Genomic DNA, 16,913 nt, shown 5'->3' on the forward strand with positions numbered 1-16,913 from the left:
ATATGAACATATTAGTAACAGGTGGAGCTGGTTTTATAGGTTCCCATGTAGTAAGAAGACTTGTAAAAAATTACCCTAATTATACGATATACAATCTAGATGCTCTGACATATGCTGGCAATCTTGAAAATTTGACCGATATAGATACATATCCTAATTATAAATTTTTAAAAGGGGATATTGTAGATAGTCAATACATCAATGAATTGTTTCAAACAACAAATTTTGATGGTGTAATACATTTGGCTGCAGAATCTCATGTAGATCGATCTATTGAAGATCCATTAGCCTTCGTAAGAACCAATATAATAGGAACAGTTAACCTATTAAACGCCGTAAAAGATAATTGGAAAGATAATTTTGAAGGTAAACGTTTTTATCATGTAAGTACAGATGAGGTTTATGGTTCTCTTGGTATCGAAGGTTTGTTTACCGAAGAAACCAGTTATGACCCAAATTCTCCCTATTCTGCATCCAAGGCAAGTTCAGATCACTTTGTACGTTCATATGGCGAAACGTATGGTCTGCCCTATGTAGTAACAAATTGCTCCAATAATTATGGCCCGTATCATTTTCCTGAAAAATTAATTCCATTATTTATAAATAATATTATCGAGAAAAAAAACCTTCCGGTATATGGGGATGGAAAATATACAAGGGACTGGTTGTTTGTAGAAGACCATGCTAAAGCGATCGACCTGGTATTTCATAAAGGAAATAATGGTGAAACCTATAATATTGGAGGTTTTAATGAATGGCAAAATATAGATTTGGTCAAATTATTATGTAGTGTAATGGATAAAAAGTTAAACAGGTCTCAAGGGGAATCAGAACAATTGATTACCTATGTAAAAGATAGACCTGGACATGATTTAAGATACGCCATTGATGCCAGTAAAATTAATAAGGAGCTAGGTTGGAAACCATCGGTTACATTTGAAGAAGGGTTGGAAATAACAGTAGATTGGTATTTAAATAATTCCGAGTGGTTAAAAAATGTTACTTCAGGTGACTACAAGGAATATTATTCTAAAATGTATTCGTAACTATTATAAAATCCAAATATGAAAGGAATTATCCTAGCAGGGGGTTCAGGAACAAGATTACATCCTCTAACACTTTCCGTAAGTAAGCAGTTAATGCCTATTTATGATAAACCAATGATTTACTATCCGCTTTCAACGTTAATGTATGCAGGTATTAGAGAAATATTGATTATTTCTACACCTAAGGATTTACCATTGTTTGAAGAATTATTGGGAGATGGAAAAAAATATGGATGTTCATTTTCATATGCGGTTCAAGAAGCTCCAAACGGTCTTGCAGAAGCCTTTATCATTGGATCTGATTTTATTGGAAAAGACAAGGTAGCACTTATACTAGGAGACAATATTTTCTATGGTTCCGGTCTTGCTAAATTACTCCAATCCAACAATGATCCGGAAGGTGGTATTATTTATGCTTATAGGGTACATGATCCAGAACGTTACGGCGTTGTGGAGTTCGATGATGATGGTATCGCCATAAGTATAGAGGAAAAACCTTTGGAACCAAAATCAAATTATGCGGTTCCCGGAATTTATTTTTATGATAACGATGTAGTAGAAATAGCTTCAAGTATTCCTCCTAGCCCACGGGGAGAACTTGAAATTACCGACGTTAACAAAGAATATTTAAAAAGGGGTAATTTAAGTGTAAGTATTCTTGATAGAGGTACTGCTTGGTTAGATACCGGCACTTTTCAATCTTTAATGCAAGCGTCTCAATTTGTAGAGGTAATAGAAGAGCGCCAAGGGTTAAAGATTGGGGCAATAGAAGGAGCTGCATATGAGATGGGCTATATAGATAAAAAACAATTTATAGCCCTTGCGGAACCTTTAATGAAAAGTGGTTATGGAAAAAACTTATTAGGTATCTTAAACAAGAATCAATGACATTTACCGAAACAAAGCTAAAAGGCTGCTTTATTTTACAACCAAGGGTGTTTTCAGATGATAGGGGATATTTTTTTGAATCGTTTAACGAAAAAACTTTTTCTAAGGGTGTTGGTAAAAGTGTAAAATTTGTTCAAGACAATCAATCCTTTTCAACTTATGGTATTGTTAGAGGTATACATTATCAAGTGGGGCATAACGCACAAGCTAAATTAGTAAGAGTTTTAAGTGGTAGGGTTCTTGATGTTGCAGTAGATCTTAGAGAGAATTCGACAACATTTGGTCAACATATTGCCGTAGAATTAAGTGCAGAAAATAAAAAACAACTGTTTATACCAAGAGGTTTTGGTCATGGTTTTTCCGTTTTGTCGGAAACTGCAGAATTCTTTTATAAATGTGATAATTTTTACAACAAGGAATCTGAAGGGGGTATTGTTTATAATGATGAGAACCTTCAAATTGATTGGAAAATTGAAAGCTCAAAAATAAAGGTATCGGAGAAAGATTTGGTTTTACCTACATTGAAGTCGGCAAGATTATGAAAAAAATATTGGTTACAGGTGGCCAAGGACAATTGGCAAACTGTATAAACGACATTACCAAAAATAATAATGGATTACATATTGTTTATGTAGATATAGATACACTGGATATTACAGATAAAAATGCGGTCATTAGTTATTTTAAACAAAATAATTTTAATTATTGTATTAATTGTGCTGCATATACAGCCGTAGATAATGCGGAATCTAATCATGAATTGGCCGAGCAGGTAAATTATGTTGGTGCACAAAATCTTGCATACGCATGTAAGGATTACAATGTAACCTTAATTCATATTTCAACAGATTTCGTCTTTGATGGTAAGCAAACGAAATTTTATACAGAGGAGGACCTGGCACAACCCCTAAGTGTTTATGGTAATACTAAGCTGGAAGGAGAAAGGGCCATAGTAAATATTTTAAATGAACATTTTATAATTAGAACATCTTGGCTGTATTCTGAACATGGGAACAATTTTTTAAAAACCATGTTAAGATTAGGCTCCGAAAGGGATGAATTAAGTGTTGTTGTGGACCAAATTGGTACTCCGACCTACGCTGGGGACCTAGCGAATGTTATTTTAGACTTAATTCAAAAAAATGCTATATTTTACGGCCTTTACCATTATAGTAATGAAGGAGTAGCTAGTTGGTATGATTTTGCTAAATCTATCTTTGATATTAGTATGACTAAATTAGAGCTGTCACCAATTAAGTCAGAGGCTTACCCAACACCTGCTAGAAGACCTGCTTTTAGCGTTATGGATAAATCCAAGATTAAGAATAAATTGAATATAAAAATTCCATATTGGAGAGATAGTTTAAAAATTGCTTTGAAAAATTTAAATAATGAAAAATAAACCTTTACTTCTAGATTGTACTTTACGAGATGGCGGATATTATACCAACTGGGATTTTGACGAAGACTTGGTTGCAGAATATTGTAGAACCGTAGAAAACTTACCTATAGACTATGTAGAAGTAGGATATAGAAGTATACCTGTAAAAGGATATTTAGGCGAGTATTTTTATTGTCCGGAATATGTTTTAAAAAAGCTTAAAAAATTAATGCCTTCCAAAAAACTTGTTATTATTCTTAATGAAAAAGATATTAGGGCAAGTCATGTAAATGAGTTGCTTGGACCTTGTAAAGATTATATCAAACTAGTGCGCTTAGCAATTGACCCTTCGAATTTTAAAAGAGCTATAGTCTTAGCAAAAGCTATTAAAAAAATGGGGTTTGAAGTTGGTTTTAATGTTATGTATATGTCCAATTGGAAAGAGAATTCATCTTTTTTAGACCTATTAGAAGACTTAGATAATACTATCGACTATTTCTATATGGTAGATTCGTTTGGTGGAGTTTTTCCAAAAGATGTAATAGAAATAATTGATTTAGTAAAAAGCAAAACCAATTGTGCATTAGGTTTTCATGGTCATAATAATCTAGAAATGGCAATGGCCAATACATTAACTGCAATTGACCATGGTTGTAGTATAGTTGACGCTACAATAACCGGTATGGGAAGAGGTGCTGGTAATTTGAGAACTGAATTGTTCTTAACGTACTTGGATAGCCAGAAGATTGAAAGAATTGAATATAATAACTTGAGCGCTGTTGTATCTAAATTTGAAAAGTTAAAAACTGAGTTTTTGTGGGGCACAAGTTTACCTTACATGTTTTCGGGAGCAAATTCTTTACCCCAAAAGCAAGTTATGGAGTGGGTAGGGATGAATAGATATCCTATTAGTAGTATTGTAAACGCTCTTAATAATCAAAAAGAGGCAGTTGAAGATAATTTGAGGTTGCCAGTATTACTAAAAGAATCTAAATTTAAGAAAGCCATAATCTTGGGTGGTGGAAAAACAGCGAGAAATAGTAGTACGGCTATTAAGAAACTTATAAAGCAAAATGAAGATTTATGTTTGGTGCATGCAGGGGCAAGAAATGTTGGTGAATATTTAGATGTTTCCTGTGAACAATTTTATGCTCTGGTAGGGTTTGAAAGTGAGAAACTATTAGCAGAGGTAAAAGACTTTGGCAGTTTGTCTCAAATATGTGTTTACCCCCCTTACCCTAGAGTTATGGGTACAATTATACCAAAAGAAATTATAAACTTATCTAAAGAGCTGTCTGCAGTTGAATTTACTACAATTTCCTCTGATTCTCCTTTAGTTTTGGCTATTCAAATCGCATTAGATAAAGGTGTACAAGAAATATATTTGGCTGGTTTTGATGGATATGAAACTTCAATAAATCATACACAATATTTAGTGTCACAGGAAAATCAAAAAGTATTTGATGAGTTATTAAGTTCTAGAGATGTTATAATTAAATGTATTACTCCTACGAAATATAAGAATATGGATATTATTTCAGTTTTTAGTTTAATTAAATGAGAAAAGTTGGAATAATACCAGCGCGATATAAATCGACTCGATTTCCAGGAAAACCATTAGTCCTAATTAATGGAACTCCTATGATTCTCTTAGTTGCTAAAATTGTAGAAGAGGCTTTAGGTCACGAAAACACATATATAGCAACTGAAAATGATAGAATTAAGGATGTAGTAACCTCTGCAGGCTATAGGGTAATAATGACTTCAGAAAATTGCTTAACAGGCACTGATAGAGTCTGGGAGGCTGCTCAGCAAATAGAAGCTGATATTTATATAAATATACAAGGGGATGAACCTTTGTTAAATCCGAAGGATATTAATTTAATTGCATCGAAAAAAGAAGAATTTTATAATTATGTTATAAATGGGATGTGTAGTTTAGGTAATAATGAATTACCCTCTAACCCAAACATACCTAAGGTTTTAGTAAATAAGTATAATGACTTATTATATATGTCTCGTTTACCTATTCCAGGGATAAAAGGTCAAAAAAGTAAGATGCCGATTTATAAAAAGCAGGTTTGTATTTATGCATTTAATTATAATGACTTAAAATTATTTGGAGAATCAAAAAAGAAAGCTGAATTTGAATATTATGAGGATATTGAAATTTTACGTTTTTTTGATTTAAATGTACCTATAAAAATGATTGAAACCTCTGGCAGCTCTGCTGCAGTAGACGAACCTTCCGATGTTTTAAAAGTAGAACAGGTAATCAATAATATGGCTCAATAAGAGGATTAATTAAAACTCAGATTAAACATTACATTAGCAAATTCTTTAAATTTTGTAATCTATAATAAATTACTGCAAAAACAGAAAACAGAACACCATAGTTTTTTTTCACTATTTTTAATGACTGCTGTTCATCGAAAACAGCACTAACTCCACCAGGTAAAGCATAAGACAAGAATTCATCATCATATATGAACTTGAAATTTTGTTTATATAATCTTTGATTAAAATCAAAATCTGCATAGAGATTAAATTGTTTATCAAAAGGAGAGGTAGGGTGAAGACTTTTTTTGACTAATAATGCTTGATGATGCAATGTATTTCCTAATTTTAACTTAAACCCTATTTTTGAATTAAATATAGTATTCTCATTTAAGATAACTCTACCGTAAATTATGTCAGCTTTTGTAAATTTATCATCTGAAGGAAGCTCTTTTAGTTGGTCACCAACGCCTAAGTAAAGTATAAAACTATTAGAATCAGCCAGATTCCAACCTTTATTGAAAGCATCATAAATACCTTCATCTTTTTCACTAATAAATCGATGTAATTTACTCTTGTACTTACTTATTATTTCAACAGTTTTATCTTGACTAGCACCGTCTATAATAATTAGGTCTATTTCTTTTTTTTGGTTCAAAACACTATTAATAGTATTCTCAATATATTCTTCCCCGTTAAAAACGGCTATAATAATTGTAATCTTAATATTTTGGTTTTCCATTTTATCTCTTGTGAATTAAAATAAAAGCTGGTTTAATAGCTAATATCATAATTTGTTCACTTATGAATTTTCATTTATAATATCATAATTATCAATACCTAGACCTAGAATGTATTTAAGGCGCTCGTCTGCTTGGTTAAAATATTTGGATAGGTTTTCTTTATGGTTAAATGGAATTGCCTTAAAAACTTCCTCAAGTTGATTTAAGTCTTCAAAAGTATCATTAAATACATGTAAACTATCTTCAAAAGTACCATCATTAAATCTTTTACATGGTATGTAGTTTAAGTATGCTTCATAATATGCTGCCGTATTTATTGCAATAGCCCATCCAAAATTATTCTTTTGAAACATATTTGTTAATGTATATTTTTCTTCAATTAACTCCCAACCAAGTATATTACATAAAGCTTTATATTCTTGCCAATTTAAAGTTGGGTGAAGTTTGATACTAATTTTTACGTCATTTTCTACAGAAAATTGTTTTAATATATTTATTAATTCGACGTTAGAATGCTCATAGGTATATCTTGCCAGTAGAACTAAACATTTTTGTTTATTTAATGTAGCTGGAGGACTTTTTCTAATTAGATTTCTAGGATAACCAGCTAAAATTAAAGACTCTTTCTTGATACCATAATTCCTGTATTCATCAACACTGTATTCTCCCCAACATAATTGTTTATCTGATAAGAAATTTTCGTATAAAATAGCATCTAAAGGTATGTGCTTTTTAAAAACATAATATAGGCCATGTTGAAGGCTATATGTAGCAATATTTTTCTTTTTAAAGTAAAATGTAATGATAGCTTCTAAATGGTGTACTCCACTAAATGCACAGTAATTTTTAATGGAAATATTCTTATTCTCTAATGCATTTATAGAATTTAAATAATAAGTTAACTGACATGCTAAAAAAAGCCTTGATTTAAGAGATAAGTCAGTATTTTTAAAAATGTGCGAACAGGCTAAAACTATATTGGAAACTCTAATACGTACTACTGGACTTACTTTGCTTAAATCAAAAAGAACGGACTGTGGAGTTTTAGACCGTGCATAATTCAGTATTTCATAATAATCATCCCTATGGTACCTCCCTATGGAAAAAAGGGTCTTAAAAGGGCTAATTGAGTTCATTGAACTGAAATCAACTGCTAAAAAAAAATAGCGTAAAGTTTTAAGTTTCAATGGAGGATTAACATAAATTTCCGAAATTAAATCCATCGCTAAAATTTTATCTAGCTCATAGCCATTAAAATTATATTTTAGTTGGGATTTGTTTTTTCTATATCGTTCAAAAAGAAGTTTATTTTCTGCCAATTTTTTTTATTCTATTTATAACTTGGTTTTTATCGAGAATGCTTTTGTCAGCAGCAATTATTAAAATTATAAAGTAAAATGGTACAGCCATAATAAATGCAAACCATTTATTTAAATAATAATGGTTCATTAAATATAAAATAAATAAGGCTAGAACGGTTGATAGCAATAAAATTTTAGAATAGAATCGAATTGGGAAATATTCTAAGAAGTTGGCCGAAATTTGTTTTCTTAACAGATGTATGGGTAAAAAATAGCCTAAATAAGTGGAAGCTAAAGTAGCATAAACAGCGCCAAAATTGCCATATTTTGGAATAAGAATTAAATTTAGAATAACGTTTAAACTTAAATTTAGAATTGTATTTAATAGAACCCACTTTTGAAGTCCGATAGCATTCATTACAGCTGAAAAAGCGATAACGGTTAATAAATAGCTGGCAGTATATAATTGAAATATATAACCAGAGTTCTTATAAGTTTCAGTATAAAGGGCGGTAATTAGGTGGGGACCTAGTAGAATACAATAAATTAAAATGGGAACTAAAAAAAGAGAGGTTTTTTTAGTAGCATTTCGTAATTGAATTTTAATTTCATGAATATCACCTTCAGATTTTAATTTAGCTAAAGCGGGGATTAGGGCAGTTACAACTGATCCAGTAATTATACCTATAAATGGAATTGAAAATGCTCCCACTTGATATTCCGCGAAACTCTCTGGATTTAAAATTGAAGAAATCATGAATTTATCTGTGTAAATAGTAAGAAGAGAAGCCATGGATATTGCTATCATTGGTAATATATATTCAAACTCCTTTTTTGATAAAATGATTGGGCCCTTAATTTTGAATACTAACAAAGAATTAGATCCAAATACTATTAACTTAGTCAATGAAATTAAAATTAACCCAGTTAAGATATCCTTTATCTGAAGGTTAAATAGAGAGATGGCTATAACTAAAATAATAGTGAGTACAAACTCAGTAATTATAACAACAAAATAAAATTGAAGTTTTCCCCTAGTTAAATAGTATTGTAAATAATATGAGTTAATTATTTTTAATGTTAGAAGCCCACAAAATAAAATAGAATATTCTCTAAAATAATTATTTTGAAAAAAATCAGCTAGAATAGTGTTAAATAAAAATAAAATCCCTCCTAAGCCTAAGGCAAGGAAAAACATTGACCACCAGAAACGCTTATAGATTTTAATACGTGAAGTGTAGTCTAAATAGGTTCCAAAGAAATAGGACAAACCCATTGGAATACCTGAGGAAAAAGACACTAAAAAGTTAATTATCACAAAAAGTTGTTGATATTTCCCAAACGCTTCTTTTTGTTCAAAATAACGTGCTAGAAAAATACTAAATATAAGGCCTAGAGCCACTTGGAGCGAGTTTGCCCCAACTAAGTAAATGGTATTATGGCGTAAAGATTTCAACTAATATTAAGGTTGGGCTTGAAAGACATGAAGTAAGGATTAAATCTGCTAAAACTTAACTTCTTTAAAGGAATTAATATAAAAATCAGATAGTTCTAATAAAGAAAAATTATTGTAGCCATAGAATCTTAGCGAGTTTTTTTTGGCGGCTTCATAATCATTAATAGAATCACCTATTAATATAGTTGTATCTTTATCATAACCGAATGATTTTATAACAGATTTAACTAAACTATTTTTGGGTGTAGGAGAACCAGTTATGGTTATGAAAAAGGAATCAATCTCTAATTTTTCACACAAGAACTGTAGTTCTTTCTCATCTGATCCGGATACAATGTGAAAATTAAACTTTTTATAGTTATCCTTGATAAAATTTAAAGAATCTAATATTAGATGTTCTAATTTAATTAATTCATTCCTCATAATATCAGAAAAAGCACTAGCAAGAACTAAAACTTCTTTTTCACTGATATTTTTCTTTAAAATTTCTTCGTAAAAGTATCTTATCTTTACATATCTAGACCAACCGCCATTGGTTCTATGGTAATGTATGAGTTGCTCGATTTGTTCAGTTTCATGACCTTCAAATATTTTTCTAAACCCATAATCTCTTACCTGCATCGAATTTAAAATAACACCATCAAAATCCCATAAAATATTTTTTACCATAATTTGAATATCTAAAATATTTAAGCTTAAAAATTAAATTTATTTTATATCAAAGTCAAATTTAAGTGTTTTATATCTAGGACTTAACTAATAAATAAAAACTATCTATAATATAGCCGAAAATCAATATATGTTATTTTGTTTTATTCAGGACGACTTAATAAGTTTTTGCCTTTATGGTTTAAATAATGTATTGTAAACCGTATTCTTGTAGTATTTTAATAAATGTTATACATTTCAGTCAATCTATTTTATGCGTGCATTAATTTCAATACTTTTTTCTATAACACTTATAGAATTGTTTATTGGTGGTGGAGGTAGGGTGTTTGAATTTTGGTCTATTACTCTTAGAATAGGGCTGTTTGTTATTAACATACTTTTAACAACGTTACTTTATATAAGACGTGGTAGAATTGAAGGTTATGTTTTGGTAATTTCTTCAATTTTCATAATTGCTTCTATTTTTTATGGAGTTTTGGGTTTTCTTAATGGCGCTCTTTTGCCGTTGATAATTGAAGACATTAAGCCTCTTTCTTATTTTCTAAGCATTATTTTTATTAGTTATTATATTAGGGAATATAAAGACGTTGCTCTAGTAGTTTCATTAATCAAAAAAACTAGCTTGTTTTTGGCGGTTTTTTACTTATTTATTCAAGTTTTATTCTTTTTTGGAAAATTAAATTTTACTTGGTTTTATAACTTTGTAAACCTAAAAATTTCTTCTTCGGACTTTATGTTTAGGGGAACAGAAGGATTGTTTTTTTATAAGGGTTTTATGTATATGGTTTTAGGATTGATATTTTGGATTCACAGCCCTAAATCTTTTGGAAAAACCCTTGCTGTTTTAATTCTTACTGCTGCTATGATCCTTACTGGCACAAGAGGTTTAATTTTAATGTTTGGGATATTGTATGGACTCTTTTACGGGATTCCTTTGTTATTAAGACTTAATGTGAAAATGCTTGTCTTGGCATTTCTTTTAGTGTTTGGAAGTATATATTTCTTTGCCAAAAATGACATAGGGGATAAAAAACTAAGTGATTCTACAAGGGTTGAGCAAATAGTTCAAGTTTTTAATGATATTAATTTTCCTTCATTTTTTATAGGCCATGGCTTTGGTAATGGAGTTCCTATTAGACCTGTTCATATGGAAATAGGATATTTAGAAGTATTTCATAAACAAGGATTAGTTGGTCTATGTATTTGGGGAACATTATTTGCTTATTTATTCATTGAATTTAAAAAGGAAAACAATACAAACCAATTTAGAAAACCATTTTTATTGGGGTTTCTTTTTGTGATTTTGCTTTCTTCAACAAATCCATATTTTAACAATCCTCTTGGAATATCTATGTTTATGATAGGGCTAGCGTCTTTAAAAGTATTAAACAGAAGCAATACAGAATCCACAACACAGTTTTAATCTAAGTCATGCTACTATTTACAAATTCATTTGCGTATAAAATTTGTTGGTGCATGATTTTGTCCATAGGTCTAAATTTTTTAGTAAGTTATTATCAATATTCTAAATTTCAACAGCCTGAATATGAATTACATGTTCAATTATTTTATAATGCAGATAGTAGCTTGGACCTATATTTAGATACAGGAGATGGTTTTCAACAAAACAATAGAGTTAAAGTTATGGTTAATAGAGGGGTTAATCATATAAAAATCCCCTTTACCATAAAAAAAGGTGAACAATTAAAGTTTATAAGGTTAGATTTTGGTGAAAATACTAAACTATCAAAAGTCAAAATAGATGAGATTCAACTTTTAGAGTCGAGTGAAGTGTTATTTTCTTTTAGTTCAATACAAATTTCTGATAAAATTGGTTTTTCTAAAAATGTTTCCCCTATAGATCAGGACAATGGGGTTTTTTATTTAGAAACTTCTGCAACTCCTTTTGATCCCTATATTGTTTTTGTCTCTAGTTATGATTTAATGATTCCAAAATGGCAACGTGTTTTTTTACTGGTTTTACCTTGGGTCGTTTTAATGTTTATGCCAGTATATGAATGGATTAAAGAAAAAGTAAAATTAGGTGATTTTAAAATGTTATTAGTTGGGTTGTTTATATCGGTTATACTTTTAAAAGCAGCATGGATTACAATGGCTTCATTGCTCTTGCTTTTACTAGGGATAATAACTCTAATTAAGGATAATAAAATCTATTACACCAAAACGAATTGTTTATTGGTTTTTCTTTTTATAATCCCATTTGTATTGTTAGGGCAGGGTCAAACAATAAAATTGGCAATACCAATAGCTTTTTTAATATTCTCAGTTATTTCTTCCGCTATTGATTTTTCAAATAGTTTAACTGAAATAAAAACAATTTTCATTAAAGTTTTTATGGTTTTCAATTCTATACTTATTTCATATAGTGTCCTATTCTTTTGCTATGATGGTTTCTATTATAATATCGATTTTTTAAATTTCTTTTTGAATTTGAAATCTAATAGCCATCACCTTTTGTATTGGGTTTTTTACGACCATACTACCTTTATTTCATTTTTTATGCTAATAGGTCAAATATTTATTTTTGACCTTGGAAAGAATAAATTAGTTTTTAGCTCTGATTTGATATTTTATTCTTTATTGACGTTGATTGGCTTATTGCTTTTGGGTTCTAGATTTGCATTTGCATTGGGTGTAATGATAACTTTACTAAATTTTATCTCAAAAAGAATTTTAGAACTAATATTAATACCTTTATATCTATTAATTTTTGGATCTATTCATGTAGTTATTCAAAAGATAGACCCTTTTAGGGCAAATTTATGGGAGATGTCTATTTTAAAAGCAAAAGAAAATTTCTGGGTTGGACACGGTACGGGAACTTCAAATCTACTCCTGCCTGAACAACTTCCAATTTTGAAATCTGGGGTAATTGTGCCAATGCCAATTAACCATTCCCATAATCAATTTTTAACTTTTTTATTGGAGAATGGTATTATTGGGGTTTTATTAGCTATTCTTGTTTTGCTATTATTATTTAACGAATTTCGAAAACACGAGAACAAAACTATGCTTCTTATCTGGTTTGCCTTTATAACGCTAATGATTATTGAATCTCCATTCAAAACAGCTAGACCACTATATGTGGTTAGTTTTTTATTCGCAGTTTTCTCAAGTAATTCTAAACATAGAAAAATTGATTTTAACCCAAAAAAATTGATGCATTTTTCTAATCCATTAAATTGATGTTTTCTTGCTTAGCAATCATTTTTATTTTAGCCATTGATAATTCTTTTATGATTTAATAAAACTATTTTTTAATTAATTAAAGATGAACAATTTTATTGAGTCATTATGTGTTATTGTTGTTTTGTATAAAAATACCCTAGAAGAGTCAGATTCTTTTAAATCCATATTAAAGATGAACAAGAATGGTGAAGCTCTTTCGGTATATATTTATGATAATTCACCTTATCCTCAGAAAATCAAAAAGTATGATAATTTAAATATATATTATACTCATGATGAAAAAAACTCAGGAATAAGTAAAGCCTATAATTCTGGTGCAAAGTTTGCTAAGGAGAAAGAAAAAAAATGGATTCTTGTTTTGGATCAAGACACTAAACTGCCAGATTCTTTATTAAATGAATTTGAAAAGGCAATAAAAAAGCACTCTAATATATTTTTGTTTGTACCCAAATTAGTGTTAAGAGATGGTCGAATTTTTTCACCTTTTAAATATAGGTTCAAACGTGGGTTTCATTTAAAGAAAATTGATTCTGGAATACATCGTTTAACTGAATATGCACCTGTTAACAGCGGAATGTTAATTAGTATACAGGCTTTTTTTGATTCTGGTGGCTATAATAACAAGGTTAAACTAGATTTTAGTGATTTTCAATTTATAGAACGATTCAGAAAAAAATTCTTCAAATTTTGTTTAATTGAAGCAGAATGTCTCCAAGATTTTTCAGATGATAATATTTCAGTCTCCAGTCAAATAAATAGATTTAAGTTTTTTTGTGAGGGAGCATTGAATATTGAAAAGCATAGTTTTTTTGATAAACTGCAATATCATATGATTGTTATTACTAGAGCAGTGAAACTAACTATTAGATATAAGAAAATAATTTTTTTTGTAATTTATTTCAGGGATTTTTTTCTGAATTCGCTTTTAATAAATAAGTAACAGAACATTATTGTGTTAAGTTTGTCATTTCTAAATTATTTTATACATGAGGGTTTCGGTTTGTATGGCCACATATAATGGTGAAAAGTATCTTAGAGCTCAATTAGACTCTATACTTCAACAACTTGACTTTAATGATGAATTGATTATATCAGATGATGGTTCTACAGATAACACATTAAAAATAATAGAATCTTATAAGGATAGTAGAATTAAAGTATATTATTCAAAATTTAAAAATATTGTTTTGAATTTTGAAAATGCTTTAAAGCATGCATCAGGAGATGTTGTGCTTTTGTCAGATCAAGATGACATTTGGATGGATAATAAAGTTGAGATAATATTATCACATCTTAAAACGCATTCAATGGTGTTTTCTAATGTTCTAGTGTTTAAAGATGGTGATGTTAATAATGCAAATCTTTTTTTTAAGGATTCGAAACGTAAAACAGGGTTTTTTAACAATTTATATAAATCAAATATTATTGGAGCTTCAATGGCTTTTAAAAAATCAACTTTAGATAAAGCCCTGCCTTTTCCAAAAGAATTGCCTATGCATGATATTTGGATTGGTCTAATTGCAGAAATAATTGGAAGCACATATTTTGAGGAGGAACCTTTAATATATTACCGTCGCCATGGTAAAAATGCTTCTTTAACAGGAGAGAAGAGTGAAAATTCTAAATATAAAATGTTTACAATTAGATTGTTATTAGTTGTAAAGATCTTAAAGCGGATTTTTCGATTAAAATAGAAATAAGGATTTCTATAGTATAAATCAACTTAAAACAAACAAAATGGTATTTGATATTTCGGTTTCTATTGTATTATTTAAATCTAAGTTAAGTGACATAGAAAATGTATTGAATATAGTATCAGCGTCAAATTTAAATATACAAATATTCTTAGTTGATAATTCTCCAAGTCCATTATTAGAAAATCAAATTCCTAAACAAAATTATCTTGAATACATTTTTAATGGAAAAAATTTAGGATATGGAGGGGGACATAATGTTGCTTTAGAATCTCCTAATAAAAGCTCAAAATTTCATTTAGTTTTAAACGCAGATGTAGAATTTAAGGCTGAAATTTTAGAATCAATATATGATTTTATGTCAAAAAGAAATGATGTTGGTTTGTTGTGTCCAAAAGTGCTTAATGTGGATGGTTCAAATCAGTATTCTGCAAAATTGTTGCCAAGTCCAATTAACTTAATAGTAAGAAGGTTTGTTCCTATTAAATTTATTCAAGATAGAATGAACTATAGGTATGAACTACAATTTTTTGATTATAATAGGATTATTAACGTACCCTATCTTTCAGGATGCTTTATGTTTATTAGTGGGGATGCACTTGAAAAAGTTAAAGGCTTTGATGACAGGTTTTTTATGTATCCAGAGGATATCGATCTTACTAGAAGAATTCATAAATACTATAAAACTTTATTTTTTCCTGAAGTAACTATAGTTCATGAACATGGAAAAGGTTCCTATAAAAACAAAAAATTGTTGTATTATCATGTAACTTCTATGATTAAATATTTTAACAAATGGGGCTGGATTTTTGATAAAGAAAGAAAGATTTTTAATCATCGAACACTTAAACAATTTAATTAATTCCAAGAGAATTATATATTCATGCCTAGACCCTCAATTTTAAATTCTTTAGAGCGTAAATTCATTTTAGTAATAGGAGACTTTCTTATTATCATCGCAAGTTTAAATGTATTTATTAATAATGCTATTGATAGTAAATATATTTCCTTTAAACTAAAGTTTGCAATATTTACCTTCGGTGTTATATCATTTTTTGTTTTGTCTTACATATTAGATTTATATAATATTCATAAACGTTTAAGACGTAAGTATGTCGTTACTCAAGCTTTATATATTACGTCGTTTTTTGTTTTTATAGTGTTTCTTTTTGCTGTACTCTTTTTTGATACTAGTTTTTGGCGTATACCTTTATTGGTTTTTCTAATTTTAACACCTATAGAAGTTGCTTTGTGGAGATTATTTTTTGCAAATGTTTTTAGAGTTATTCCAACCGTGAAAAATGTTCTATTAATTTATGATCAGGAAACGGAAAAGGATTTTAGAAAAACCAATGCTGCGATTGATGGTGAGGATGAAGAAACTTTTTACCGGGTAAAATTATCCTATAATTTACATCAACATAGTGAAATAAAAAAAACTTTTTTGCAAGCAAGTGAAAAGGTTGATTCTTGGATTATAAACATAAAGAATTATAACGAATTCCCTAAAGATTTAGAAAGAGTACTTCTACGTTCAATTTTAAGAGGAAAGGAGGTTATATCCTATACGTCATTTTATGAAAACATATATGAAGCGTTACCAATACAATCTCATAATGATAGTTTCTATGAAATCTTACAATTAAGAAATAGGAAAATTAGATATCTACATACTTTGTTTAGTTTTATAGTTAATTTTATTTTAGGTTTAATTCTTGGGCTTATTTTTATGGTAAGCACTCCTTTTGTTTTTATTTTAAATTTATTCTTTAATAGAGGACCTCTTTTTTACACACAAAAAAGAGTTGGACTTCATGGAAAGGAATTTAAAATATTTAAATTTAGGTCTATGGTTGTTGACGCAGAAATAGGAGGTGCAAAAATGGCAGTTAAAAATGACACTAGAATAACATCCTTTGGAAGAATATTAAGAGTATTTAGAATAGATGAATTACCACAAATAGTTTCTGTAATAAAGGGCGATATGCAATTTATAGGCCCAAGACCAGAACGTAAAGTATTTGTAAACCAATTGAATTCATTAGTTCCTTTTTATGGCACTAGACACCTAATTAAGCCGGGAATTACTGGATGGGCTCAGGTTAAATATAAATATGGGGAGAATTTGGAGGATTCAATAAAAAAGTTAGAATATGATCTTTACTATATAAAAAATCGATCAATTACTCTTGATTTACGTATCATTTTTAAAACTGTTACAACAGTGTTATTTTCAAGGGGTATTTAA

Annotated in this window: 16 protein-coding genes; 12 read left to right on the forward strand and 4 right to left on the reverse strand. The window is 29.3% G+C overall.

Features of this window, described 5'->3' with window-relative positions; translation table 11 throughout:
* Positions 1 to 2 precede the first annotated feature (2 nt).
* From rfbB to Q2T41_RS09760, 6 genes are read left to right on the forward strand one after another with little or no spacing between them, the layout of a single operon-like run.
* The gene (gene rfbB / locus Q2T41_RS09735) at positions 3 to 1,046 is read left to right on the forward strand and encodes a dTDP-glucose 4,6-dehydratase (protein ID WP_304435918.1); all 1,044 of its coding nucleotides are present in this window, start codon (positions 3 to 5) and stop codon (positions 1,044 to 1,046) included.
* A gap of 18 nt (positions 1,047 to 1,064) precedes the next feature.
* Positions 1,065 to 1,934 carry a glucose-1-phosphate thymidylyltransferase RfbA gene (gene rfbA / locus Q2T41_RS09740; RefSeq protein WP_304435919.1) on the forward strand — a complete coding sequence of 290 codons (870 nt, stop codon included), beginning with the start codon at positions 1,065 to 1,067 and terminating at the stop codon, positions 1,932 to 1,934.
* Positions 1,931 to 2,476: a dTDP-4-dehydrorhamnose 3,5-epimerase gene (gene rfbC / locus Q2T41_RS09745; protein WP_304435920.1), complete on the forward strand. Its 546-nt coding sequence runs from the start codon at positions 1,931 to 1,933 to the stop codon at positions 2,474 to 2,476. The genes rfbA and rfbC overlap by 4 nt, the downstream gene beginning before the upstream one ends.
* Positions 2,473 to 3,336, forward strand: a complete 864-nt coding sequence (gene rfbD / locus Q2T41_RS09750) for a dTDP-4-dehydrorhamnose reductase (protein WP_304435921.1) — start codon at positions 2,473 to 2,475, stop codon at positions 3,334 to 3,336. The genes rfbC and rfbD overlap by 4 nt, the downstream gene beginning before the upstream one ends.
* A complete protein-coding gene (locus Q2T41_RS09755; RefSeq protein ID WP_304435922.1) occupies positions 3,326 to 4,876 on the forward strand; it encodes an aldolase catalytic domain-containing protein in 1,551 nt (516 codons plus the stop codon). The genes rfbD and Q2T41_RS09755 overlap by 11 nt, the downstream gene beginning before the upstream one ends.
* On the forward strand, positions 4,873 to 5,610 hold the full coding sequence (locus tag Q2T41_RS09760) for a 3-deoxy-manno-octulosonate cytidylyltransferase (protein ID WP_304435923.1): 738 nt from the start codon (positions 4,873 to 4,875) through the stop codon (positions 5,608 to 5,610). The genes Q2T41_RS09755 and Q2T41_RS09760 overlap by 4 nt, the downstream gene beginning before the upstream one ends.
* A 28-nt stretch (positions 5,611 to 5,638) precedes the next feature.
* Here the strand turns inward: Q2T41_RS09760 and Q2T41_RS09765 are convergent, their stop codons facing one another.
* Genes Q2T41_RS09765 through Q2T41_RS09780 form a run of 4 tightly spaced genes read right to left on the reverse strand, consistent with a single transcriptional unit; the run spans position 5,639 to position 9,761 of the window.
* A complete protein-coding gene (locus Q2T41_RS09765; RefSeq protein ID WP_304435924.1) occupies positions 5,639 to 6,334 on the reverse strand; it encodes a glycosyltransferase in 696 nt (231 codons plus the stop codon).
* A 60-nt stretch (positions 6,335 to 6,394) separates the two neighbouring features.
* Entirely contained in the window at positions 6,395 to 7,654 is a 1,260-nt protein-coding gene (locus Q2T41_RS09770; protein WP_304435925.1) for a hypothetical protein, read from the reverse strand.
* Positions 7,641 to 9,092 (reverse strand): lipopolysaccharide biosynthesis protein, encoded by a 1,452-nt coding sequence (locus Q2T41_RS09775; RefSeq protein ID WP_304435926.1) that lies wholly within the window; start codon positions 9,090 to 9,092, stop codon positions 7,641 to 7,643. Before Q2T41_RS09775 ends, Q2T41_RS09770 begins: the two co-directional genes overlap by 14 nt.
* 48 nt (positions 9,093 to 9,140) lie before the next feature.
* Positions 9,141 to 9,761 (reverse strand): HAD family hydrolase, encoded by a 621-nt coding sequence (locus Q2T41_RS09780; protein WP_304435927.1) that lies wholly within the window; start codon positions 9,759 to 9,761, stop codon positions 9,141 to 9,143.
* 253 nt (positions 9,762 to 10,014) lie between these two features.
* On the opposite strand from Q2T41_RS09780, the gene Q2T41_RS09785 reads away from it, so the two are divergent.
* From Q2T41_RS09785 to Q2T41_RS09810, 6 genes are all read left to right on the forward strand, one after another.
* A complete protein-coding gene (locus tag Q2T41_RS09785) occupies positions 10,015 to 11,184 on the forward strand; it encodes an O-antigen ligase family protein (protein ID WP_304435928.1) in 1,170 nt (389 codons plus the stop codon).
* A 53-nt stretch (positions 11,185 to 11,237) separates the two neighbouring features.
* Positions 11,238 to 12,968 carry an O-antigen ligase family protein gene (locus Q2T41_RS09790; RefSeq protein ID WP_304435929.1) on the forward strand — a complete coding sequence of 577 codons (1,731 nt, stop codon included), beginning with the start codon at positions 11,238 to 11,240 and terminating at the stop codon, positions 12,966 to 12,968.
* Positions 12,969 to 13,053: 85 nt separating this feature from the next.
* Positions 13,054 to 13,911 carry a glycosyltransferase gene (locus Q2T41_RS09795; RefSeq protein WP_304435930.1) on the forward strand — a complete coding sequence of 286 codons (858 nt, stop codon included), beginning with the start codon at positions 13,054 to 13,056 and terminating at the stop codon, positions 13,909 to 13,911.
* A gap of 46 nt (positions 13,912 to 13,957) precedes the next feature.
* Positions 13,958 to 14,665, forward strand: coding sequence for a glycosyltransferase family 2 protein (locus Q2T41_RS09800; protein WP_304435931.1), 708 nt, complete (start codon positions 13,958 to 13,960; stop codon positions 14,663 to 14,665).
* A 43-nt stretch (positions 14,666 to 14,708) separates the two neighbouring features.
* A complete protein-coding gene (locus tag Q2T41_RS09805; RefSeq protein WP_304435932.1) occupies positions 14,709 to 15,527 on the forward strand; it encodes a glycosyltransferase in 819 nt (272 codons plus the stop codon).
* Positions 15,528 to 15,548: 21 nt separating this feature from the next.
* Complete coding sequence (locus Q2T41_RS09810) at positions 15,549 to 16,913, forward strand: sugar transferase (protein ID WP_304435933.1); 1,365 nt, start codon at positions 15,549 to 15,551, stop codon at positions 16,911 to 16,913.

This window comes from Maribacter confluentis (assembly GCF_030505015.1).
Classification (GTDB): domain Bacteria; phylum Bacteroidota; class Bacteroidia; order Flavobacteriales; family Flavobacteriaceae; genus Maribacter; species Maribacter sedimenticola.